At 70.0% G+C, this 21,502-nt stretch carries 18 protein-coding genes, 1 pseudogene and 1 riboswitch; of the genes and pseudogenes, 16 read left to right on the top strand and 3 right to left on the bottom strand.

The window, feature by feature from the left end; genetic code table 11:
- The first annotated feature begins 154 nt into the window (after nucleotides 1-154).
- The 11 genes and pseudogenes from bpln_RS05360 (at nucleotide 155) to bpln_RS05315 (ending at nucleotide 11,561) form a co-directional block, all read left to right on the top strand.
- The gene (locus tag bpln_RS05360) at nucleotides 155-1,084 is read left to right on the top strand and encodes a hypothetical protein (protein ID WP_055138257.1); all 930 of its coding nucleotides are present in this window, start codon (nucleotides 155-157) and stop codon (nucleotides 1,082-1,084) included.
- A 462-nt stretch (nucleotides 1,085-1,546) separates the two neighbouring features.
- Complete coding sequence (gene panS / locus bpln_RS05355; protein WP_055138256.1) at nucleotides 1,547-2,473, top strand: ketopantoate/pantoate/pantothenate transporter PanS; 927 nt, start codon at nucleotides 1,547-1,549, stop codon at nucleotides 2,471-2,473.
- A 221-nt stretch (nucleotides 2,474-2,694) separates the two neighbouring features.
- Nucleotides 2,695-3,464 (top strand): annotated as a pseudogene (locus bpln_RS33610) (IS3 family transposase); the annotation flags it as partial.
- Between the two features lie 518 nt (nucleotides 3,465-3,982).
- The gene (locus tag bpln_RS33600; RefSeq protein ID WP_162487013.1) at nucleotides 3,983-4,246 is read left to right on the top strand and encodes a hypothetical protein; all 264 of its coding nucleotides are present in this window, start codon (nucleotides 3,983-3,985) and stop codon (nucleotides 4,244-4,246) included.
- Entirely contained in the window at nucleotides 4,243-5,277 is a 1,035-nt protein-coding gene (locus bpln_RS05345) for a substrate-binding domain-containing protein (RefSeq protein ID WP_055139450.1), read from the top strand. Before bpln_RS33600 ends, bpln_RS05345 begins: the two co-directional genes overlap by 4 nt.
- A 183-nt stretch (nucleotides 5,278-5,460) precedes the next feature.
- A complete protein-coding gene (locus bpln_RS05340; RefSeq protein ID WP_055138254.1) occupies nucleotides 5,461-6,519 on the top strand; it encodes an ABC transporter substrate-binding protein in 1,059 nt (352 codons plus the stop codon).
- An 11-nt stretch (nucleotides 6,520-6,530) separates the two neighbouring features.
- The gene (locus tag bpln_RS05335; RefSeq protein ID WP_055139449.1) at nucleotides 6,531-7,352 is read left to right on the top strand and encodes an ABC transporter permease; all 822 of its coding nucleotides are present in this window, start codon (nucleotides 6,531-6,533) and stop codon (nucleotides 7,350-7,352) included.
- Nucleotides 7,353-7,362: 10 nt separating this feature from the next.
- Complete coding sequence (locus bpln_RS05330) at nucleotides 7,363-8,274, top strand: ABC transporter permease (RefSeq protein WP_042624307.1); 912 nt, start codon at nucleotides 7,363-7,365, stop codon at nucleotides 8,272-8,274.
- 41 nt (nucleotides 8,275-8,315) lie between these two features.
- Nucleotides 8,316-9,344, top strand: coding sequence for an ABC transporter ATP-binding protein (locus bpln_RS05325; protein ID WP_055138253.1), 1,029 nt, complete (start codon nucleotides 8,316-8,318; stop codon nucleotides 9,342-9,344).
- 43 nt (nucleotides 9,345-9,387) lie between these two features.
- Nucleotides 9,388-10,212 (top strand): phosphodiesterase, encoded by an 825-nt coding sequence (locus tag bpln_RS05320; RefSeq protein ID WP_055138252.1) that lies wholly within the window; start codon nucleotides 9,388-9,390, stop codon nucleotides 10,210-10,212.
- A 140-nt stretch (nucleotides 10,213-10,352) separates the two neighbouring features.
- Nucleotides 10,353-11,561: an MFS transporter gene (locus tag bpln_RS05315; RefSeq protein ID WP_055138251.1), complete on the top strand. Its 1,209-nt coding sequence runs from the start codon at nucleotides 10,353-10,355 to the stop codon at nucleotides 11,559-11,561.
- A 123-nt stretch (nucleotides 11,562-11,684) separates the two neighbouring features.
- On the opposite strand, the gene bpln_RS05310 is transcribed toward bpln_RS05315, so the two are convergent.
- Nucleotides 11,685-12,632 (bottom strand): EamA family transporter, encoded by a 948-nt coding sequence (locus tag bpln_RS05310; RefSeq protein ID WP_055138250.1) that lies wholly within the window; start codon nucleotides 12,630-12,632, stop codon nucleotides 11,685-11,687.
- A 511-nt stretch (nucleotides 12,633-13,143) separates the two neighbouring features.
- Nucleotides 13,144-13,260, top strand: a riboswitch (TPP riboswitch).
- Nucleotides 13,261-13,334: 74 nt separating this feature from the next.
- Here bpln_RS05310 and thiC point away from each other — a divergent pair.
- The 5 genes from thiC to bpln_RS05285 all read left to right on the top strand — a co-directional run bounded on the left by thiC (nucleotide 13,335) and on the right by bpln_RS05285 (nucleotide 19,210).
- Nucleotides 13,335-15,266: a phosphomethylpyrimidine synthase ThiC gene (thiC, locus tag bpln_RS05305; RefSeq protein ID WP_055138249.1), complete on the top strand. Its 1,932-nt coding sequence runs from the start codon at nucleotides 13,335-13,337 to the stop codon at nucleotides 15,264-15,266.
- A 209-nt stretch (nucleotides 15,267-15,475) separates the two neighbouring features.
- A complete protein-coding gene (locus bpln_RS05300) occupies nucleotides 15,476-15,688 on the top strand; it encodes a glycine zipper 2TM domain-containing protein (protein ID WP_055138248.1) in 213 nt (70 codons plus the stop codon).
- Nucleotides 15,689-15,921: 233 nt separating this feature from the next.
- Nucleotides 15,922-16,275 (top strand): hypothetical protein, encoded by a 354-nt coding sequence (locus bpln_RS05295; protein WP_042624300.1) that lies wholly within the window; start codon nucleotides 15,922-15,924, stop codon nucleotides 16,273-16,275.
- A gap of 265 nt (nucleotides 16,276-16,540) precedes the next feature.
- Complete coding sequence (locus tag bpln_RS05290; protein WP_055138247.1) at nucleotides 16,541-17,479, top strand: DMT family transporter; 939 nt, start codon at nucleotides 16,541-16,543, stop codon at nucleotides 17,477-17,479.
- A gap of 426 nt (nucleotides 17,480-17,905) precedes the next feature.
- Nucleotides 17,906-19,210: an EAL domain-containing protein gene (locus bpln_RS05285; RefSeq protein ID WP_042624298.1), complete on the top strand. Its 1,305-nt coding sequence runs from the start codon at nucleotides 17,906-17,908 to the stop codon at nucleotides 19,208-19,210.
- Nucleotides 19,211-19,222: 12 nt separating this feature from the next.
- On the opposite strand, the gene bpln_RS05280 is transcribed toward bpln_RS05285, so the two are convergent.
- Entirely contained in the window at nucleotides 19,223-19,672 is a 450-nt protein-coding gene (locus bpln_RS05280) for a hypothetical protein (RefSeq protein ID WP_055138246.1), read from the bottom strand.
- A 152-nt stretch (nucleotides 19,673-19,824) separates the two neighbouring features.
- Nucleotides 19,825-21,480 (bottom strand): bifunctional aspartate transaminase/aspartate 4-decarboxylase, encoded by a 1,656-nt coding sequence (locus tag bpln_RS05275; RefSeq protein ID WP_042624296.1) that lies wholly within the window; start codon nucleotides 21,478-21,480, stop codon nucleotides 19,825-19,827.
- Nucleotides 21,481-21,502: the final 22 nt, after the last annotated feature.

Here is a 21,502-nt window from a genome sequence, read left to right as displayed (position 1 = left end):
TCGTCCGCCTGAGTGCATCGGCGCCGCGCGGCGGCGACGGATGACGCGCACGCCCCCGCCTTGCCCTCGCCGCCGCGGCCGACGCGGCGGCAGGGCGAACCGCTTCGCCCTGGTCCGATGCGCCGACAACCGTTTCGCAGCCCGTCCTCCCGCCATGTCCAATCCCAACTTCGCCAAGGCCAGCCTGCCCGCCGCCTGCCTGGCCGTCGTCTATCTCTGCCTCGTCTCGAGCGTAGGCAAGCTGATCCACAACGAGTTCGCGTTCTTCCCCGAACTGGCCGCGCTCGGCTACGGCATCTTCATGCGGCCGAACGGGCCGTGGGCCAAGGCGCCGCTGATGGTGCTGGCCACCCCCACCGTCACCGCGCTGTGGGGCATGGCCGTGGCGACCCACCTGCCGTATGGCGCGCCGGCCGCGATCCTGTGCATCGCGGGCGCGATCCTGATCGTGAAGGTGATGAAGTCGCCGGTGTTCCCGGCCGTGCCGGCCGCGTTCCTGCCGCTCGTGTTCGGCGTGACGAGCCTGCACTACGTCGTGTTCATCGCCTGCGATACCGGCGCGCTCGCGCTGCTGTCGATGGCCTACCGTCCCGCCTGGCAGCCCGGCGCCACCGCCTCCGGCAAGGCCACGCGCTGGGTCGCGTACTGGTGCGTGCTGGCGATCGCCTACCTGCTCGCGGCCCGCGCCGGGATCCGGCTGATCCTGTTTCCGCCGCTGCTGGTGCTCGCCTACGAAATGCTGATCCGGCCCGAGCACTGCCCGTGGGCGCGGCGCGCCGCGCTGGTGCCCGTGCTGTGCGTGGCCTGCGCGGCGCTCGGCTGGGCGAGCGTGGCGCTGTTCGGCACCGGGCCGCTGTCGGTGCTGATCGCGTTCGGGCTGGCCATCGTCCTGATTCGCGCCGCGGACGCGTTCGTGCTGCCGGCGCTGGCGATCTCGGTGATTCCGCAGATCATGCCGCACGTCGACTGGAAGTACCCGCTCGCGATCGGCACGGGCACCTGCGTGGTGGTGGCGGTGCGCGCGGTGCTCAACGTGGTCGAGCAGGGGCAGGCGCGCGCCACCGGGGGGCGCGCGATCGAGTGAGGGAATCGACGGGGCGCGCCCGCGCGATGCGGGCGAGCGCTCCCGAGCCGGGAACGCATCGACGACATCGATCCATCCGGATCGTCCGATTCGCGCCGTGCCTTCCCGGGTTCGAACCTCACCACGCCGCGCGCGCTCGCGGCCCTCGCATGCGATCCTTGTCGCCCGCTCGACCGTCTCGATCAGGCGCTGACCGGCCTTCCCGCTGATCCACACCCACCGGCCGCCACCCGGCCCCGCCACCCCCGCAAGGTAGAATCCCCGCTTTCGCGCCGTCTGCCAGGCATGCGCCGTCCCACGAGGACCGGCGCCGGACGATCCGGCAGTCAACCCGCTGCCCGCTTGCGCCGCCTGTTCCGCGAGGCGCGCCCAGCGCCCTCGCGCCGGCTCCCGCGGGGCCGCCCCGCGCGACGCGGCCCGGCCCGCCACGACACCAACAAGATCGACCAAGGATTCTTCACCATGCTTGCCCGGGTTACCCGACTCTTTCCGCTGTGGGCCGTGCTGATCTCGCTCGCCGCGTATTTCTCGCCGGCGACCTTCTCGCCCGTCGCGCCGCACGTCACCGCGCTGCTCACGCTGATCATGCTGTCGATGGGCGTCACGCTGTCGATCGCCGATTTCCGCCGCGTCTTCACGCGCCCCGCGCCGGTGCTCGCCGGCATCGTGCTGCACTACCTCGTGATGCCGCTCGCCGCCTGGGCGCTCGCGAAGCTGCTGCGGATGCCGCCCGACCTGACCGCCGGCATGGTGCTGGTCGGCAGCGTCGCGAGCGGCACCGCCTCGAACGTGATGATCTATCTGGCGCGCGGCGACGTCGCGCTGTCGGTGACGATCAGCGCGCTGTCGACGCTGGTCGGCGTGTTCGCCACGCCGCTGCTCACGCGCCTGTACGTCGACGCGTCGATCGCCGTCGACGTCCACGGCATGCTGATGAGCATCCTGCAGATCGTCGCGCTGCCGATCGTGGTCGGGCTGATCGTCAACCACCTGTTCCGCCGCGCGGTCGATGCGATCGAGCCGTACCTGCCGCTCGTGTCGATGGTCGCGATCCTGCTGATCATCGCCGCCGTGGTGGCCGGCACGCGCAACAGCATCGCCTCGGTGGGGCTCGTCGTGATGGTCGGCGTCATGCTGCACAACGCGATCGGGCTGCTCGGCGGCTACTGGGGCGGGCGCCTGCTCGGCTTCGACGAAGCCGTGTGCCGCACGCTCGCGATCGAGGTCGGCATGCAGAACTCCGGGCTCGCCGCCACGCTCGGCAAGCTCTACTTCACGCCGATCGCGGCGCTGCCGGGCGCGCTGTTCTCGGTCTGGCACAACCTGTCGGGTTCGCTGCTGGCGGGGTATTGGGCCGGGCGGCCGGCGAAGGGCGCGCCGCGCGAGTGAGGGCGCGTAACCGACCGGCGTCGGCGGCCGGTCATGAACAAAACCCGCGAGACCTTCGAAGGCTCGCGGGTTTTTTTCTGGCGGCGGTCGCGCGGCGGCAGACGGCTTGAATGCCTCGCCCGACAACGATCGTGAGAGGTGGCCGCGCAAATTCGGACAGTCGGGTAAGTGGAATGCCCGGGGCCTGAGCCAGCGATACTGCAGGCAAAGGAATCGGAAAGATGACGAAGAGAACCCGACGGACGCACTCAGCGGCGTTCAAGGCGAAAGTGGCCCTGGCGGCGGTCAAGGGCGAGCGCACGCTGGCCGAGCTGGCGCAGCAGTTCGATGTGCATCCGAACCAGATCACGGAGTGGAAGCGGCAACTGCAGGAGCGTGCGGCGGATGTGTTCGGCGCGGCCGGTCCACCGTCGAACGAGCCGCCGGTGGACGTGAAAACGCTGCACGCGAAGATCGGACAGTTGACGCTGGAGAACGATTTTTTGTCCGGAGCGCTCGGCAAAGCCGGACTGTCGAGCGCAAAGCGATGATTGACCGCACGCATGCGTTGCCGGTTTCGCGACAGACGCGACTGGTTGGCGTCGCGAGATCGAGCGCATATTACCGGGCGCAGCCAGTGAGCGAGGCGGATCAGTTGCTGATGCGTCGAATCGACGAACTGCACATGGGGTTTCCATTTTCCGGGGCACGGATGCTGGCACGTCTGTTACGCCGGGAAGGCCATGAAGTCGGCCGCCGGCGTGAGCGCACGCTGATGAGGCGCATGGGTGTCGAGGCGCTGTACTGCAAGCCGAACACGAGCCGGCGCCACGCACAGCACAAGATCTGGCCGTACCCGCTGCGCGGCATGAAGGTCGACCGCGCCAATCAGGTGTTCGCTCTCGACACGACGTCCATTCCGATGGCGCGCGGCTTCTTGTACCTGACGGCGGTGGTGGACTGGGCGAGTCGCAAGATTCTCGCGCATCGGGTCGCCATTACGCTGGAAGCCACGCCCGGCGCTCCATCGGCGACTACATCGAGCTATACAACCGAAAACGGCCCCATTCGAGCCTGGCGGATCGCACGCCGGACGAGGCATACTTCGCGACGCTGCCTGCGATCAAATCGGCCGCATGATTGCCTCGGACGCTCCACTTAAAAATCTCGGATAACTGTCCGAACGAGTGAGGCCACCTCTCACATACTTGGTGCCGGGGACCGGACTCGAACCGGCAAGCCAATGAAGGCGGCGGATTTTCGTCACACTGCTTCTTTCGAAGCCGGCGGCGCGCTGGCGCTGCCGTTCGTGCGCTGGACTATGCCTTCACCTTCGCCGGCAAGCGGTGCTTCCGCTCGCGCAACCTTAGGCGCCCCCCGTCTAGTCTCTACACCTTCCCGCCTGCGCTCGCGCGGCATCCGGGCTTGGCTCGGCGTTGCCTCGGCGCATCGCGCGCCAGGGGTTTCACCGAATTTGAAGGGTTCTGCACCGGCCGTTTCCAACCGGGCACTCAATCATTTAAGTCCGCTATGTTTACCAATTTCATCACCCCGGCAAAAGGGCGGTCCGCATTCTACCACCGGTGCGCCGCGTCTTCAGTCGGGTGGGGCAAATGTCTGCGCATTGCCAGTGAAGGGTTCGCGTTCGGGTTCGCCGGCGCGGTCGCCGACGGAATTTCGATTCCTTCACGCGCAATCGTTTTCGCCGGCGGCGGTCAATTTGGCGTCATCGATCCGTCATGTGCGCTGTCGATAATTTTGGCCATGAAAACGATTACACCGCCGAGTTCATGACGTCGACCATCAAAGATGTGGCCGCCCTGTCCGGCTTTTCGATCGCCACCGTGTCGCGGGCGATCAATGCGCCGGACTCGGTGAGCCCGGCCACGCTCGCGACGATCCAGGAAGCGATCGAAACGCTGCGGTTCCGTCCGAGTCCGCTGGGCCGCCAGTTGCGCAACGAGCGCACGCAGCTGATCGGCGTGATGCTGCCCACGCTCGCGAACCCGGTGTTCGCCGAATGCCTGCAGGGCATCGACGAACTCGCCTCGCGCGCCGGCTTCAAGCTGATCGTGATGACCACCGAATACAACGCGGCGCGCGAGCGGCACGCGATCGACACGTTGCGCGCGCAGCGCGTCGAAGGGCTGATCCTGACGGTGGCCGATGCGCACGCGCATCCGCTGCTCGACGCGCTCGACGAGGACGGCCTGCTCTACACGCTGATCCACAACGACACGCCGCATCGCCCGTCGGTGGCGGTCGACAACCGGCTCGCCGCCTACGACGGCGTGCGCCACCTGATCGCGCGCGGCCACCGCCGCGTGCTGATGCTGGCGGGCTCGCTGGCCGCCTCGGACCGCGCCCGGCTGCGCCACATCGGCTACGCGCAGGCGCTCTCCGACCAGGGGCTGACGCCGCTGCCGGCGCTCGAGGTGGACTTCAACGCGCCGGTGCTGCCGAACGCGGTGCTCGCGCACCTGACCTCGCGCACCACGCGGCCGACGGCGATCTTCTGCAGCAACGACCTGCTCGCGATGGTGGTGATGCGCGCGCTGCGCGACGCGAACTTCAGCGTGCCCGACGACATCTCGGTGCTCGGCTTCGACGGCCTCGCCGTGGGCGAGCTGCTGGCGCCGGCGCTGGCGAGCGTCGCCACGCCGAACCGCGAGATCGGCCGCTTCGCCTGGCGGCGCCTGGCCGAGCGGCTGGCCGGCGAGACCCACGACACGCCCGCGCTGACGCTGCCGCACGTGGTGCGTGACGGCGCCTCGATCGCCACCATCGGCGACGGCGTCGTGACGCGCCTCGCGCGCGGCCGCTGAGCGTCCCGCCATGCCGCCGCCCGCCGCGCCCCCGTCTCTCGCCGTCGCGATCGCCATCGCCGGCCCGGCGCCGCGCCGGCCCGCCTCGGCATGCATCTCTGCCGCGCCGTCACCGGCCGGCCTCGCCACCTCGCGCGCCGCGCGCCATCGTCCGTCCCATCCGTTTCCGTCAGGAGGCCCGCAGTGATCCCTCGCCCCTCGTCGCGGCACGCGCGCCTCGGCGCGCTGCGCCGCGCAACCGCTTCGGCGGCACTGGCTGCGGTCGCAGCCCTCGCCGCGTTCGCGCCGGCCTCGGCCCAGGCCGAGGAAACGGCGATCTGCTACAACTGCCCGCCCGAGTGGGCCGACTGGGCCGCGCAGCTCGCCGCGATCCGGCAGGCCACGGGCATCCGCGTGCCGGCCGACGACAAGAACTCGGGCCAGGCGATCGCGCAGCTGATCGCCGAGCAGAAGAGCCCGGTGGCCGACGTGGTCTATCTCGGCGTGTCGTCGGCGATCCAGGCCAGGCAGCGCGGCGTGATCGAGCCGTACAAGCCGGCCCACTGGGACCAGATCCCGCCGAACCTGAAGGACCCGCAGGGCTACTGGTTCGCGATCCATTCGGGCACGCTCGGCTTCTTCGTCAACCAGGACGCGCTCGACGGCCGGCCGGTGCCGCGCTCGTGGGCCGACCTGCTCAAGCCCGAATACAAGGGCATGGTGGGCTACCTCGATCCATCCAGCGCGTTCGTCGGCTACGCAGGCGCGGTGGCCGTGAACCAGGCGCTCGGCGGCTCGCTCGACGATTTCCGCCCCGCGCTCGACTGGTTCCGCAAGCTGCGCGCGAACCGGCCGATCGTGCCGAAGCAGACCGCCTACGCGCGCGTGCTGTCGGGCGAGATCCCGATCCTGATCGACTACGACTTCGACGCCTATCGCGCCAGATACAAGGACCACGCGAACGTGGCGTTCGTGATCCCCGCCGAGGGCACCATCTCGGTGCCCTACGTGATGAGCCTGGTGAAGCACGCGCCGCACGCGGCCAACGGCCGGAAGGTGCTCGACTTCGTGCTGTCCGACGCGGGCCAGAAGCTGTGGGCCGCCGCCTGGCTGCGGCCGGTGCGCCCGCAGGCGCTCGCGCCCGACATCGCCTCGAAGTTCCTGCCGGCGAGCGACTACGCGCGCGCCCGGCCGGTGGACTTCGGCAAAATGGCGGCCGGCCAGCAGGCGTTCGGCCAGCAGTACCTGCAGGCGCTGCCGTGACGGCCGGCGCGATGCGCGAGCTGACGTTCCCCACCGGCTGGCGGGTCGCGCTGGTCGCGCCGGCGCTGGCGGTGTTCGCCGCGTTCTGGCTGCTGCCGATGGCGGCGCTGGTGCGCGAGTCGGCCGGCGCCGCGCCGCTCGACACCTACGCCGCGCTGCTGTCGAACCCGCGCTACCTGAAGACGCTGGCCGCCACGGTCGCGCTGTCGGCGGCGGTCACGCTGGTCACGCTGGTGCTGTCGACCGTGGCCGGGCTGCTGCTCGCGCGCCGCGCGTTCGCCGGCAAGCGCCTGCTGGTGGCGCTGCTGACCTTCCCGCTGGCGTTCCCGGGCGTGGTGGTGGGCTTCATGGTGATCATGCTGGCGGGCCGCCAGGGGCTGATCGGGCTGCTGTCGGCGAAGCTGACGGGCGACCGGTGGGTGTTCGCCTACTCGCTCGCGGGCCTGTTCGCCGGATACCTGTACTTCTCGATCCCGCGCGTGATCGTCACCGTGATCGCCGCGGCCTCGAAGCTCGACGCCTCGCTCGAGGAGGCCGCGCGCTCGCTCGGCGCCTCGCCGTGGCGCGTGTTCGCCGACATCGTGCTGCCGGCGCTCGCGCCGGGCCTGATCGCCTCGGGCGCGATCTGCTTCGCGACCTCGATGGGCGCGTTCGGCACCGCGTTCACGCTGGCCACCGAGCTCGACGTGCTGCCGATGACGATCTACACCGAATTCACGCTGAACGCGGACGTGGCCACCGCGGCGGGCCTGTCGATCGTGCTCGGCCTCGTCACCTGGGCCGTGCTCGCGATCGCGCGCAGCCTGACCGGGCAGGCCGCCGCGGCCGCATGAGACCATCGCAATGACGCTGCCCACCTCCGATACCGTTGTGCCCGCAACTTCCACACTGCCATCGCACGTTCCGCAGCCTGACTTCCCGCGCCGCCGCGCCAGCCGCGAGTTCAGGCTCGGTTCAGCCCTGCAATGGCTCGTCACGCTCGGCCTCTGCGCGTTCCTGATCGTGCCGGTGGTGATGTCGGTGCTGACCGGCCTGACCGTCAACGCGTTCCGCGGCCTGTCGAGCGGGCTCACGCTGCACTGGCTGGCCGAAGTCTGGGTCCAGTACCGCGGCTCGGTGTGGCTCTCGCTCGCGGTCGCGCTCGCCACGCTCGCCGTCACGCTGGTCACGGGCGTGCCGGCCGGCTACGCGCTCGCGCGCAGCCGCCATCGGGCCGCGCGCCTGATCGAGGAAGCGCTGGTGCTGCCCGTCGCGCTGCCGGGGCTCGCCTCGGCGCTCGGGCTGCTGATCGTCTACGGCGGTTTCTCCGCGTTCCGCACCAGCCTCTGGTTCATCGTGACCGGCCACGTCGTGTTCACGCTGCCGTTCATGGTCCGCGCGGTGGCCGCCGTGGCCGCGCGCGCGGACCTGCGCACGCTCGAGGAAGGCGCGGCCAGCCTCGGCGCCTCGTTCGCCACGCGCTTCGCCACCATCGTGCTGCCGAACCTGCGGCCCGGCATCGTGGCCGGCGCGCTCGCGGTGCTGACGCTCTCGATCGGCGAGTTCAACCTGACCTGGATGCTGCACACGCCCGACACCAAGACGCTGCCGGTGGGCCTCGCCGACACCTATGCCTCGATGCGCATCGAACTCGGCAGCGCCTACACGATCCTGTTCCTGCTGATGACGCTGCCGCTGCTGGTGGCGATGCAACGGCTCGGCATCGACGCGGCCGGCTCGCGGATCGACGCCGCGCCGCGCCGGCCGTCGGCCTGACGCCCATGTTCCTCCGCCCCACGCCCCCACCCGCCACGCCGATGAAACTCGCCTCCCTGCCCGTCACGCTCACGCGCTGCGCGAAGACGTTTCGCGCCGCGCGCGTGCTCGAACCGCTCGATCTCGCGATCGGGGCGGGCGAAACGCTCGTGCTGCTGGGGCCGTCCGGCTGCGGCAAGACCACCACGCTGCGCCTGATCGCCGGGCTCGAGACGCCCGACGCCGGCGGCACCATCGCGTTCGGCGACGAGGACGTGACCGCGCTGCCGATCGAGCGCCGCCAGGTGGGCATGGTGTTCCAGAACTACGCGCTGTTCCCGAACCTGACGGTGCGCGGCAACGTCGGCTACGGCCTTCGCATCCGCCGGACCGAGGCCGCCGCGCTGCGCGCGCGCGTGGACGAACTGCTGGCGATGATGCAGCTGGCGTCGCTGGCCGAGCGCCCCGTCACCGAGCTGTCGGGCGGCCAGAAGCAGCGCGTCGCGCTGGCCCGCGCGCTGGCGGTGCAGCCGCGCGTGCTGCTGCTCGACGAGCCGCTGACCGCGCTCGACGCGAAGCTGCGCGAGACGCTGCGCCGCGAGATGAACGCGCTGCTGCGCGAACTCGGCGTGACCACCGTCTACGTCACGCACGACCAGGCCGAAGCGATGGCGCTCGGCGACCGCATCGTGGTGATGGGCGCGGGCCGCATCGAGCAGATCGGCACGCCGCGCGAGATCTATTACCAGCCCGCGAACCGCGCCGTCGCGCAGTTCATCGGCACGCTGAACCGGCTCGCCGGCAGCTGGCGCGACGGCATGCTCGTCACCACCGGCGGCGCGGTACCGTCGACCCGTCAGGTATCCGAACTGTTCTTTCGCCCCGAGGACGCGCGCCTCGTCGACCCGGCCGCCGCCCAGCTGCGCGGCGTCGTGGCCGGCTGCGCGTTCCTCGGCGAACGCACGCGCCTGAGCATCGACCACGCGGCGCCCGACGCGCTCGCGATCGACGTACCCGGCCGCATCGCGCTCGCGCGCGGCACGGCCGTGGGCCTCGCGATCGCGCCCGAAGGGCTGATCGCGCTGCCCTGAGCCCACCCCGCCACCCCGCCACTCCGCAACACGAGGCCCCGCCATGCTGCTCGCCCAGATCAGCGATCTCCATATCAAGCGCCCCGGCGCGCTCGCCTACCGGCGCGTCGACACCGCGGCGAGTCTCGCCCGCACCGTCGCCAGACTGAACGCGCTCGTGCCGCGCCCCGACGCGGTGCTGATCACCGGCGACCTGACCGACTTCGGCCACGACGACGAATACCAGCACCTGAAGCGGCTGCTCGCGCCGCTCGAGATTCCGTACTACCTGCTGATCGGCAACCACGACGAGCGCGGCGCGCTGCGGCGCGCGTTCGCCGAGCGCGCCGAACTGCAGACGGGCGAGTTCGTGCAGTACGCGCTCGATCTCGGCCCGCTGCGCGTGATCGCGCTCGATTCGCAGATCACCGGGCAAAGCCGCGGCCTGCTCTGCGACGCGCGGCTCGACTGGCTCGCGGCCGAGCTGCAGGCCGCCGCGGGACGCCCGGTGGTGGTCGCGCTGCATCATCCGCCGTTCGCCTGCGGGATCGCGCACATGGACGCGCAGCGGCTCGATCCGGCCGCCGCGCGCCGGCTCGACACGATCCTGCGCGCCCATCCGAACGTCGAGCGCGTGCTGTGCGGGCACGTCCACCGGCCGATGGTGGCGCGCTTCGGCGGCACGCTCGCCTCGACGGTGGCCGCGCCCGCGCACCAGGTGGCGTTCGACCTGCGCCCGAACGGGCCGTCCGCGTTCACGCTGGAGCCGCCCTCGTTCGCCGTGCATCGCTACGACCCGGTGGGTGGACTGGTCTCGCATCAGGTCTACGTCGATACCGCCGACGGACCGCATCCGTTCCACGACGACACGGGCGCGCTGATCGACTGAACCCGGCGCGGCGCGAACGGCGCACGGGATGCGCGGCGGCGTCTCATCCCCCACCGCCCCGCCGTCGGCGAATTTCACGGGCCTCCGGTATGATCGGCAGCCTTGCCGGCGCGCCACCCTCGTTTCGATCCGATCGCCTCATGTCCACACCGAACCCCACCGCCCCGAACCCGCCGCCCGCCGCGCATCCGCACTACTCGCGCGGCCTGCTGCTCCTGCTCGCGACCATCGCGGGCGTATCGGTCGCCAACATCTATTACAACCAGCCCCTGCTCGGCGCGCTGCGCGAGTCGTTCCCGCACGAGGCCGGCTGGATCGGCGTGGTGCCCACGGCCACCCAGCTCGGCTACGCGGCCGGCATGCTGCTGCTCGCGCCGCTCGGCGACCGCTTCGACCGCCGCCGCCTGATCCTGCTGCAGATCGCCGGCCTCTGCGCCGCGCTGCTGATCGCGGCCGCCGCGCCGGCGCTGCCGGTGCTGGCCGCCGCGAGCCTCGCGATCGGCGTGCTCTCCACCATCGCGCAGCAGGCCGTGCCGTTCGCGGCCGAGATCGCGCCGGCCGCCGAGCGCGGGCAAGCGGTGGGCACCGTGATGAGCGGGCTGCTGCTGGGGATCCTGCTGGCGCGCACGGCGGCCGGCTTCATCGCCGAATACTTCGGCTGGCGCGCCGTGTTCTGCGCCTCGGTGGCCTCGCTGGTCGCGATCGCGGCGGCCGTGCTGCTGCGGCTGCCGCGCAGCACGCCCACCTCGACGCTGAGCTACCCGCAGTTGATCGGCTCGCTCTGGCATCTGGCGGTGGAGCTGCGCGGGCTGCGCCACGCGTCGGCCACGGGCGCCGCGCTGTTCGCCGCGTTCAGCGCGTTCTGGCCGGCGCTCACGCTGCTCTTGGCCGGCACGCCGTTCCACTTCGGGCCGCAGGTGGCGGGGTTGTTCGGCATCGTCGGCGCCGCGGGCGCGCTCGCGGCGCCCTATGCGGGCAAGTCGGCCGACCGGCGCGGGCCGCGCGCCGTGATCTCGCTGTCGATCGGGCTGGTGGCGCTGTCGTTCGTGATCTTCGCGGTGTCGGCCACGCACCTGATCGGGCTGGCGCTCGGCGTGATCGTGCTCGACGTGGGCGTGCAGGCCGCGCAGATCTCGAACCAGTCGCGCATCTATGCGCTGAAGCCCGAGGCGCGCAGCCGCGTCAACACGGTCTACATGGTCTGTTATTTCATCGGCGGGGCAATCGGTTCGTCGGCCGGCGTGGCGGCCTGGCACGCGGCGGGCTGGACGGGCGTCAGCGCGGTCGGGCTGCTGTTCGCGGCGCTCGCGGGATGGATCCACCATCGCAGCGGAAGGCATCGCGACTGACCGCGCGGTGCCTCGACGGCACCCGGCCGCGCGCCGTACCCAACGACCGTTGATTCCGGCAGCCGCCGCCCCATCCCGGCCGCCGCGTGCCCCGATCGAGGCGCGGGCGACCGGCGGCGCGCGTCAGCGCGTGGCCTTGCGGGCCGGGTCGCAGATGAACGAGAGCCCGACGCTGCCGAGGATCGCGAGCGTCGCGACCACGGTGGCGGTCGTGACCGGCTCGCCGAGCAGCAGCGCCCCGAGCGCGACCGCGACGATCGGGTTCACGTACATGCAGCTGCTCGCGAGCACCGGGCTGGTGTTGCGGATCAGGTAGCCGTAGGCGACGTAGGCGATCATCGTGCCGAAGATCATCAGGTAGAAGAACGCCACCATCGGCAGGAACGCCGGATGGACGCTGCGCTCGCCGAGGCACAGCGCCGCCACGGTCGAGGCCATGCCGCCGAGGCCGATCTGCAGCGCGGTGGACAGGAACAGGTCCGAGGGCAGCTTCAGGCGGCTCGACAGATGCACGCCTCCGGCCCAGAACAGCCCGCCGCACAGCACCGTGATGCTGCCGAGCGTCGAGCCGGGCGTGGACGGCCCGCCCGAGTTGAGGATCACGATGCCGACCATGCCGAGCCCGACCGCGGTCCACTCGCCCTTCGATACCTGGCGCCCCGCGATCGCGGCGATCACGGTGGCGAACAGCGGCACGGTGGCGACCATCACGGCCGCCGAGCCGCTGCTGACGGTGCGCATGCCGAGCGCGATCAGCCCCGAGGAGGCCGCCACCAGCATGGTGCCGACGATCGCCGCGTTGCGGATCTCGCCGAACGAGGGCAGCGCCGGCTTGCGGCGCATCGCGAACACGAACAGGCCGATGCCGGCAAAGCCGTTGCGCATGCCTGACAGCAGCAGCGGCGGGAACGTCTCCAGCGCGACGTGCAGCGCGAGATAGGTCGAGCCCCAGACGAAATAGATGAACGCGAGCGCGAGCACGATGCGACCGCCGCGGCTTTGCGGCAGGCGAATCCGGTCCCGCAGGCGCAGGCGGCTCGCGGCCGCGAGCAGGCGGTCGAACGGTGTCATCGCTCAGGCCGCCCGACTGGCGCCGCGCGCGTCACCCCCGCCACGAGGCCCGGCGGCCGGCGGAACGCGATGCGATTCGGGGGGGTGCGAAACAAGCGAGGGGACGAGCGCGCGCGGCCGGCATGAAGCCGGAGCGGCAGGGAAAAACGGGCGGGACGGCATGTCGTCGAGAACGGAACCGGAGAAGTCGAACTGACCCAGCGAACGCGGGAGCGCCGCGAGCCGCGACGCATCGAAGGCATTATGCATGAACGCTCCGGCCGAAAATCGCCGTCAATCAGGAAAAGCACGGCGCTGATGCATCGGCGCGACACCACGATGCCACGCCCGCGCCTTGCTACGGCTACCCGCGCCTCGCTGCCTGCCGTGACGCGACGGCCGCTTGCCGGAATCCGACGCGCGCCCGGCACGGGTTTGGCGCGCGGCCGGCACGCACCGTCGTGATCCGGCACCGGAAGCCCGCGCATCGGCACCGGTTGAAACCACGGCCGTCCGGGTGTATCGTTCGCCCTAGCTAACGCGGGGGTCCTGCGTGGCGCCATTCGAAACACGGCGCTTCGCGGGTGAGAAATACCCTTTGAACCTGATCTGGATAATGCCAGCGCAGGGAAGCGTACAGGCCTCGACCATTTGCCTCATCCTCCGGCCGGCCTGCCGCCCATCTCGTCTCCTGCTTAGCGCCCCACATCAGGAGATGACTGCATGAATGCCAATCCGAAGTTCCTGTCCGCCGACGCCCGCGTCGACGCCGCCGCGATCGCCCCGCTGCCGAATTCCCGCAAGGTCTACGTGACCGGCTCGCAGCCCGACATCCGCGTGCCGATGCGCGAGATCACGCAGTCGGACACGCCGACCGGCTTCGGCGGCGAGAAGAACCCGCCGATCTACGTCTACGACACGTCCGGCCCGTACACGGACCCGGAAGCCGAGATCGACATCCGCTCGGGCCTGCCGGCGCTGCGCCAGCGCTGGATCGAGGCGCGCGGCGACACCGAAACGCTGGCCGGCCTGACGAGCGAGTACGGCCGCGAGCGCGCCGCCGACGCGGCCACCGCCGAGCTGCGCTTCCCGGGCCTGCACCGCCAGCCGCGCCGCGCGCAGGGCGGGCGCAACGTCACGCAGATGCACTACGCGCGCCAGGGCATCATCACGCCGGAGATGGAATACATCGCGATCCGCGAGAACCAGCGCCGCGCCGAATACCTCGAAAGCCTGCGCGACAGCGGCCCGAACGGCGCCAAGCTGGCCGCCATGATGGGCCGCCAGCACCGCGGCCAGGCGTTCGGCGCCGCCGCGTTCGGCGCGCAGGCGCTCACCGAGATCACGCCCGAATTCGTGCGCGAGGAAGTGGCGCGCGGCCGCGCGATCATCCCGGCCAACATCAACCACCCCGAGTCGGAGCCGATGATCATCGGCCGCAACTTCCTCGTGAAGATCAACGCGAACATCGGCAACTCGGCCGTGACCTCGTCGATCGGCGAGGAGGTCGACAAGATGACCTGGGCGATCCGCTGGGGCGGCGACACGGTGATGGATCTCTCCACCGGCAAGCACATCCACGAGACGCGCGAGTGGATCATCCGCAACAGCCCGGTGCCGATCGGCACGGTGCCGATCTACCAGGCGCTGGAAAAGGTCAACGGCAAGGCCGAGGACCTGACCTGGGAAATCTTCCGCGACACGCTGATCGAGCAGGCCGAGCAAGGCGTCGACTACTTCACGATCCACGCCGGCGTGCGCCTGCAGTACGTGCCGCTCACGGCCAACCGGATGACGGGCATCGTCTCGCGCGGCGGCTCGATCATGGCGAAGTGGTGCCTCGCGCATCACAAGGAGAGCTTCCTCTACGAGCACTTCGAGGACATCTGCGAAATCATGAAGGCCTACGACGTGAGCTTCTCGCTCGGCGACGGCCTGCGCCCCGGCTCGATCTACGACGCCAACGACGAGGCGCAGCTGGGCGAGCTGAAGACGCTCGGCGAACTCACGCAGATCGCCTGGAAGCACGACGTGCAGGTGATGATCGAAGGCCCCGGCCACGTGCCGATGCAGCTGATCAAGGAGAACATGGACCTGCAGCTCGAATGGTGCGACGAGGCGCCGTTCTACACGCTCGGGCCGCTCACCACCGACATCGCGCCCGGCTACGACCACATCACCTCGGGCATCGGCGCGGCGATGATCGGCTGGTTCGGCACGGCGATGCTCTGCTACGTCACGCCGAAGGAGCACCTCGGGCTGCCGAACAAGGACGACGTCAAGGAAGGCATCATCACCTACAAGCTCGCGGCGCACGCGGCCGACCTGGCCAAGGGCCACCCGGGCGCGCAGGTGCGCGACAACGCGCTTTCGAAGGCGCGCTTCGAGTTCCGCTGGGAAGACCAGTTCAACATCGGCCTCGATCCCGACAAGGCACGCGAATTCCACGACGAGACGCTGCCGAAGGATTCGGCCAAGGTCGCGCACTTCTGCTCGATGTGCGGCCCGCACTTCTGCTCGATGAAGATCACGCAGGACGTGCGCGACTTCGCGGCGAAGCAGGGTGTGTCGGAAACCGAGGCGTTGAAGAAGGGCATGGAGGTCAAGGCCGTCGAGTTCGTCAAGACCGGCGCCGAGATCTACCACCGCCAGTGAGCGTTCGCGCGGCGGCCGGCGCCGCCGTGGCGTCGCGCGAGCCGCTGCGCCGCGTCGCGGCGCAAGGCGCATTCCCGCGCGGATACATTTGATTACGCGGGAAAAGACGCTTAACAAGTCCTTACAACAGCGCATCGCGGCCTCGGCTAGATTGATGGTGTCGCGCGGCCTTGGCGCCGCGCCTTTTCCATTCTTGCGAGGAGCCCGTCATGAACTCGATCCGGCGTGTTGGCATAGGTGCATTGTTGATCGCCTCCATCGCGAGCCTTTCGGCTTGTGATTCGATGACCACGCGCCAGCGCGATACGGCGATCGGGGCCGGCGTCGGCGGTGTGGCCGGCGCGGCGATCGGCGGCAGCGCGCTGTCGACGCTCGGCGGCGCCGCGGCGGGCGGCCTGATCGGCAATCAGGTCGGCAAGTAAGCCGCTGGCGTTCGCGCCAGTTCGCGAGCTTCAGCCGGGAGGGCGGGCAGTGTCATGCCACCCCGACTGAAGCTTGTCGACGGGTTGGCAACGACTGGATAAGGCACGGCGCCCATCGCCGCGCGCGGCCGGTTGAAATGCGCCGTTACCGTTTCACACAGCGTTTCATCTCCGACGCGCCTAAGCTGGCGGTATCGCCACCGACACAGGATGCCGCCGCATCGAGTCCCGCCATGAAAACCCGCACCTTTGCCGCCGCCGCGCTTGCCACCGTTGTGCTGGCCGGCTGCTATTACCCCTACGGCTACTACCCGGCCGGCGGCTATGTGGCTACGCCGGTACCGACCGATCCGGTTGTCGCGGCCGCGCCGCCGGTGGCGGCCTATCCGGCGCCGGCTTATGTCGCGCCGGCCTATCCTGCCTATCCGGCCTATTACCCCGGCTACTATCCCGCCCCCGCCTACTATCCGGCCTACGGCGGCTGGGGCGGACCGTCCGTGTCGCTGGGCTTCCGCTTCGGCGGCGGCTGGGGCGGCAGGGGATGGGGCGGCCGCGGTTGGGGCGGCGGCTGGCACGGGCATCGATGATCATCGCGGGCTGGCCGGCTCGTGAGCCGGCCGGAACCTTCCGCCTTGCCGGGTCCTGATTCCTCCCGCCGCCTTCCGTCCCGGTGTCGCTTGCGCCGCCCTCCCGCCCGAGATCGGTCCGCGGCGCGTTCAGGCGCCGTCGTCTTTCGTCCGACGTTTCCGTTTCCTGCCGTTTCATTCGATCGTGTAACACCGGTGCCCGGCACGCGCTACCATGCCGGGGCATGCCCGCCCGGGGCATGCGCGCTCCACACCGACTTACACCATGTCCGCCCGCCATCTTTCGCTGCTGATCCTGCTTGCCTCGCTTTGGGGCGCCTCGTTCCTGTTCATCCGCGTCGGCGTCGCCGAGTTCGGCGTCGCGCCGCTGATGGCGCTGCGCGTCGGCTTCGGCGCGCTGTTCCTGGTCGGCCTCGCGCTCTGGCGGGTTGGCGCCGCCCCGCTCGCGGCCGCGTTGCGCAGCCATGCGTGGCCGCTGCTGGTGTGCGGTCTGCTCAATTCGGCCGCGCCGTTCTGCCTGTTCGCGTTCGCCGAGCTGACGCTGCAGGCCGGCATCACCTCGGTGATCAACGCCACCGCGCCGCTCTGGAGCGCAGTGGTGGCCTACGTCTGGCTGCGCGAGCGGCTCTCGCTCACGCGCACGCTCGGGCTCGTGACCGGCTTCGCCGGCGTGCTGCTGCTGGTGGCGCGCCAGGTGTTCGCGCCGGACGGCGGCACGGGCAGCGCCACCGGCAGCGCGGGCGCCACGGCGCTGGCCGCCACCGCCGCGCTGGCCGCCACGCTGCTGTACGGGATCGCCGCGAACTACACGAAGCGCAAGCTGTCCGGCGTCGATCCGCTGCTCAACGCGGCCGGCACCATGATCGGCTCGACCGTGCTGTTGCTGCTGCCGGCGCTCGCGACCTGGCCGGCCACGCCGGTCTCGGCGCATGCCTGGGGCTCGGTGCTCGCGCTCGGCGTCCTCTGCACCGGCGTGGCCTACTTCATCTTCTTCCACCTGATCGCGCACGTCGGGCCGTCGCGCGCGATCACCGTCACGTTCGTGATTCCGATCTTCGGGATCTTCTGGGGCGCCGTGTTCCTCGACGAAGCGGTCGCGCCGGTCATGCTCGCCGGCTGCGCGGTGGTGCTGCTCGGCACCGCGCTCGCCACCGGCGTGATCCGGCGCATCCCGGGCCTCGGGCCGGCGCGCGACGCGGCCTGACCCGGCGGCCGGCGCCGCCGCGTGACGGCACCGGCAGGGCCGGCCGCCCGGCCCGCCCGATATCCGCCGCCTGCCGTACCCGCCGCCGGCGCCGCCGCGCCGTCGTTCCGGTCACCTGAACGATTCCCGGCGGGACGCGACGGCGACCGCCGCGACCGCCCCATGTCGGCCCCGGACCCGCATCGACTGGTCGCGATCGCCGTCGCGACGCAATCCATGATCGATTCGCCATTCGCGTCCACACGCATTTTCTGCCGTCAGACAATCGGTGTAGAGTACGTGTGGACATGCGACGCGGCCCGCCCGACGCCCGGTATCGGCGGCGGTCGGGCCGCGCGCCCGACGACGTTTCATACGCGACCGCGCGATCCGCACCGACGATCCCATCGGTCCGTCGGCGCGCCGCCCTCACTGGACCGACGCGCAATGCGACCGTCTGCCGAACTGACACTCGACAATCTCGTCAGCCTGCTCGTCTCCGACGGCGCCGGCGGCTGGGCCGCAAACTACCGCGGCATGCGCCTCACGAGCGTCTTCCAGCCCGTACTCTCGATCACGCACCGGCGCATCGTCGGCTACGAGGCGCTGGTGCGCGCGCATGCTTCGCACAGCGCCTCGCTCGAACCGGAAGCGCTGTTCGCGCTCGCGCACACACGCGGCGACGCCCCGCTCGTCGACCGCATGACGCGCTGCCTGCACGCGGCGAACTTCGCCGCGCAGGATCCCGGCCACGGCTGGCTGTTTCTCAACGTGATGCCGCAGATGCTCGATTCGGGCAGCGCGCAGCGCGAATCGATCGACGAGCTGTGCGAGCACTTCGCGCTGCCGCCCACGCGCGTCGTGCTGGAAGTGATCGAGCAGCCGGTACGCGACGAGGCCGCGCTCGCGCGCACCATCGACCGCATCCAGCATCGCGACTTCCTGATCGCGATCGACGATTTCGGCACCGGCTTTTCGAACTTCGATCGCGTCTGGCAGGCGCATCCCGACATCGTCAAGCTCGACCGCTCGCTCGTCGAGCGCGCCCAGCAGCCCGGCGACGCGCGGCGCAACATCCGCCACCTGGTAACGATGCTGCATCAGGCCGGCGCGATGGTGCTGGCCGAGGGCATCGAGACCGAACACGCGCTGCAGATCCTGATGGATGCCGACGTCGATTTCGTGCAGGGCTTCCTGTTCGGCCAGCCCGAGGCATCGCTCACGCGCGCGAGCGAAGGCGGCCCGCGCTACATCGACCGCGCCTGGCAGCACCACGCGCGGCGCCGCGCCGGGCATTCGCACACGACGGGCGCCGGCTTCGACGAGCTGGAGCGGCTGGTGCTGCAGACCGCGCATGCCTACGTCGCGACCGGCGACCTGGCCGGCATGGCCGCGCCGCTGTTCGAATTCGCCGCGATCCGCCGCGTGTTCGTGACCGATGCGAACGGCGTGCAGCCCGAGCCGTCGATCATGCGGGCCGGCGTCGTGACGGCGACCCAGGCCGCGCGCCTCGCGCCCCTCTTTCCCGACACGCACTGCAACTGGTCGCGGCTGCCGGTCTGGGAGCGCGCGATCCAGACGCCGGGCCGCGTGGTGTTGACCGGCCCGCATCATTCGCTGACCGAAGGACGCGACGCGTGGACCGCCGCCATCGCGCTGCCGGCCGGCGACGGGCCGAAGGTGGTCTGCGTCGAATTCGTGCCCGACGGGCCAGGCGAGGTGGACGGATTCGGCGAGGCGCCGGCGGCCTGAGTGCCGCCGCGCTCACTGCGCGCCAAGAATCGCGGCGGCGAGCGTCGCGCCGAAGATCACGATCGCGGCCACCACCACCACGGCGCTGACGCCCACGCCGAACAGCACGGTCCGGCCCACCGACACCGATTTCACCTCCATGCTGCGCATCTCGCGCACGTCGATCTCCGCGCCACCGCCACCGATCGTGTCCGCGCCGATCGTCTCGACCTTCATGCTGCCCGCGGTGCCGTCGCAGCCGTGATAGCGGATCTCGTCGCCGACCTTCACGTCGCGCTCGAGATCGATCGCCAGCCGCGAGCACGTCGAGCGCACCGTATGGTTCGCCTCGCCGCCAGTGCCGGCGGTATCGCCGGCCGGCTCGTGGACAACCGGCTGGAACGACGTACATCCCGACACGCTCATCGTCACCACCAGCGCGATCGCGCAGCACTTCGCCATCCGCGTTCCGCTTGCCTGCATTCCGTCTCTCCCTGATTCGATGGCCGCTTCGCCGCCCGCGGCGCCCCAAAACGCGAAAAGGCGGCCGGCGTCCGCGCATGCATTGCGGACCCCAGCCGCCCGGGGCATCGCCGTCGCCGCCCGGACCGCGCGGCAACGGCGTTACCTGGCGCTTACTTCGCGCTTGCCCGGTCGCGAATCTTCTTGCCGGTTTCCTTCTCGTACTGGCTGACGTAGTCCTCGATCAGCTTGCGCAGCGCGCGGCCGATCTTGCGATAGTCGGACTCGTTGAGATTGGCGAGCGACACGCGGCCCGACGGATGCGGCGTGCCGAAGCCGCGGCCCGGCAGCAGCACCACGCGCGCCTCGCGGGCGAGGCGGAACAGCAGGTCCGACGGCTCGGCGCTCTTGAGCAGCCAGTCCACGAACTCGCGGCCATACTCGCGCTCGCCGAGGAATTCCAGATCGAGGATCGTGTAGTAGTCGACCTGGTTCGGATCGCTGTCGTCGAACGCGATGCCCACTTCCTCGTACAGCGCGCGCTTGCGACTGCGGATCAGGCGCTTCAGCGCGTTCTTGTACGCGTCCGGCGTATCCATCAGCGAGAACAGCGAGAACAGCACCATCTGCACCTGCTGCGGCGTGGCGAGACCTGCCGTGTGGTTCAGCGCGACGGTACGGCTGTCGGCCACCAGGCGATCGATGAACTTCAGCGATTCCGGATCGGTCGTGATCGACTCGTAGCGTTCGTGCAGGCCGTGCTTCTGTTCCTTCGTCAGCTTGGCGATCTGGCGGTCCAGCACGTTGTCGCGATGCGTTGCGATGGTGCCCAGGCGCCAACCGGTCGCGCCGAAGTACTTCGAATACGAGTAGACGAGGATCGTGTTGTGCGGCGCGAGCGCGAACAGCGAGACGAAATCGTCGGCGAACGTGCCGTACACGTCGTCGGTCAGCAGCACCAGGTCCGGGCGTTCCTTGACGATTTCCGCGATGTACTCGAGGCTCTCGTCGCTCAGGCGCACCGACGGCGGATTGCTCGGATTGACGAGGAAGAACGCCTTGATCTTCGGATCACGCAGCTTGTCGAGTTCGTCCTTCGAGTATTGCCAGTTGTTCTCGACCGTCGCGTTCAGATGCACGACATTGAGCTGGTAGTCGTTGAGCTTCGGAATCTCGATGTACGGCGTGAAGATCGGCATGCCGAGCGCGATGGTGTCGCCCGGCTTGATCAGGTGGTTCTCGCGCATCGTGTTGAAGATGTACGTCATCGCCGCCGTGCCGCCTTCGGTGGCGAACACGTCGAACTCACCGACGAACGGATGCTTGCCGATCATTTCGCGGCGCAGGTACTGGCCGACGATCACTTCCGAGAGCTTCAGCATGCGGTCGGGCACCGGGTAGTTCGCGCCCAGGATGCCTTCGCACATTTCGTAGAGGAAGTCGGTGTCGGACAGGCCGAGCTGGTCGCGCACGTACGACACCGCGCCGCGCAGGAAGTCGATGCCGGGGCAGCCGCGGTTCTCGCGCAGGAACAGGTCGAAGCGCTCGACGATGCCGTCGCGCTTGGGCATGCCGCCGAGCCCTTCGGGCATGTAGGCGAACGAGCGCTCCGCCTCGCGCATCGCGAACAGGCCGAGCTGCCAGAAGCCGTGGCGCGGGATGGTGGCGAGGAAGTTGGGGTTGCCGCGGCCGGCGTTCAGCATCGAGACGTTGGCGGGGCGTTCGACCACGCCTTCGCCGGCAACCTTGATCAGTTCGTCCTTCAGTTCGAAGGGGCTGAGGGCGGCGAGTTTTGCCCGCTCGTTCAGATTTTTGTCGTTCTTGGTCATGTTTCCATTCTCCGATAAGAAC

Source organism: Burkholderia plantarii (assembly GCF_001411805.1).
Lineage (GTDB): Bacteria > Pseudomonadota > Gammaproteobacteria > Burkholderiales > Burkholderiaceae > Burkholderia > Burkholderia plantarii.
This window is presented reverse-complemented; position numbering and strand designations above follow the sequence as displayed.

What these genes read in the sequence shown, in the direction of transcription:
- bpln_RS05360 (WP_055138257.1), top strand. Translation starts at nt 155, where the DNA reads ATGTCCAATCCCAACTTCGCCAAGGCCAGCCTGCCCGCCGCCTGCCTG.
- panS (WP_055138256.1), top strand. Translation starts at nt 1,547, where the DNA reads ATGCTTGCCCGGGTTACCCGACTCTTTCCGCTGTGGGCCGTGCTGATC.
- bpln_RS33600 (WP_162487013.1), top strand. Translation starts at nt 3,983, where the DNA reads ATGTTTACCAATTTCATCACCCCGGCAAAAGGGCGGTCCGCATTCTAC.
- bpln_RS05345 (WP_055139450.1), top strand. Translation starts at nt 4,243, where the DNA reads ATGACGTCGACCATCAAAGATGTGGCCGCCCTGTCCGGCTTTTCGATC.
- bpln_RS05335 (WP_055139449.1), top strand. Translation starts at nt 6,531, where the DNA reads ATGCGCGAGCTGACGTTCCCCACCGGCTGGCGGGTCGCGCTGGTCGCG.
- bpln_RS05330 (WP_042624307.1), top strand. Translation starts at nt 7,363, where the DNA reads ATGACGCTGCCCACCTCCGATACCGTTGTGCCCGCAACTTCCACACTG.
- bpln_RS05325 (WP_055138253.1), top strand. Translation starts at nt 8,316, where the DNA reads ATGAAACTCGCCTCCCTGCCCGTCACGCTCACGCGCTGCGCGAAGACG.
- bpln_RS05320 (WP_055138252.1), top strand. Translation starts at nt 9,388, where the DNA reads ATGCTGCTCGCCCAGATCAGCGATCTCCATATCAAGCGCCCCGGCGCG.
- bpln_RS05315 (WP_055138251.1), top strand. Translation starts at nt 10,353, where the DNA reads ATGTCCACACCGAACCCCACCGCCCCGAACCCGCCGCCCGCCGCGCAT.
- bpln_RS05310 (WP_055138250.1), bottom strand. Translation starts at nt 12,632, where the DNA reads ATGACACCGTTCGACCGCCTGCTCGCGGCCGCGAGCCGCCTGCGCCTG.
- thiC (WP_055138249.1), top strand. Translation starts at nt 13,335, where the DNA reads ATGAATGCCAATCCGAAGTTCCTGTCCGCCGACGCCCGCGTCGACGCC.
- bpln_RS05300 (WP_055138248.1), top strand. Translation starts at nt 15,476, where the DNA reads ATGAACTCGATCCGGCGTGTTGGCATAGGTGCATTGTTGATCGCCTCC.
- bpln_RS05295 (WP_042624300.1), top strand. Translation starts at nt 15,922, where the DNA reads ATGAAAACCCGCACCTTTGCCGCCGCCGCGCTTGCCACCGTTGTGCTG.
- bpln_RS05290 (WP_055138247.1), top strand. Translation starts at nt 16,541, where the DNA reads ATGTCCGCCCGCCATCTTTCGCTGCTGATCCTGCTTGCCTCGCTTTGG.
- bpln_RS05285 (WP_042624298.1), top strand. Translation starts at nt 17,906, where the DNA reads ATGCGACCGTCTGCCGAACTGACACTCGACAATCTCGTCAGCCTGCTC.
- bpln_RS05280 (WP_055138246.1), bottom strand. Translation starts at nt 19,672, where the DNA reads ATGCAGGCAAGCGGAACGCGGATGGCGAAGTGCTGCGCGATCGCGCTG.
- bpln_RS05275 (WP_042624296.1), bottom strand. Translation starts at nt 21,480, where the DNA reads ATGACCAAGAACGACAAAAATCTGAACGAGCGGGCAAAACTCGCCGCC.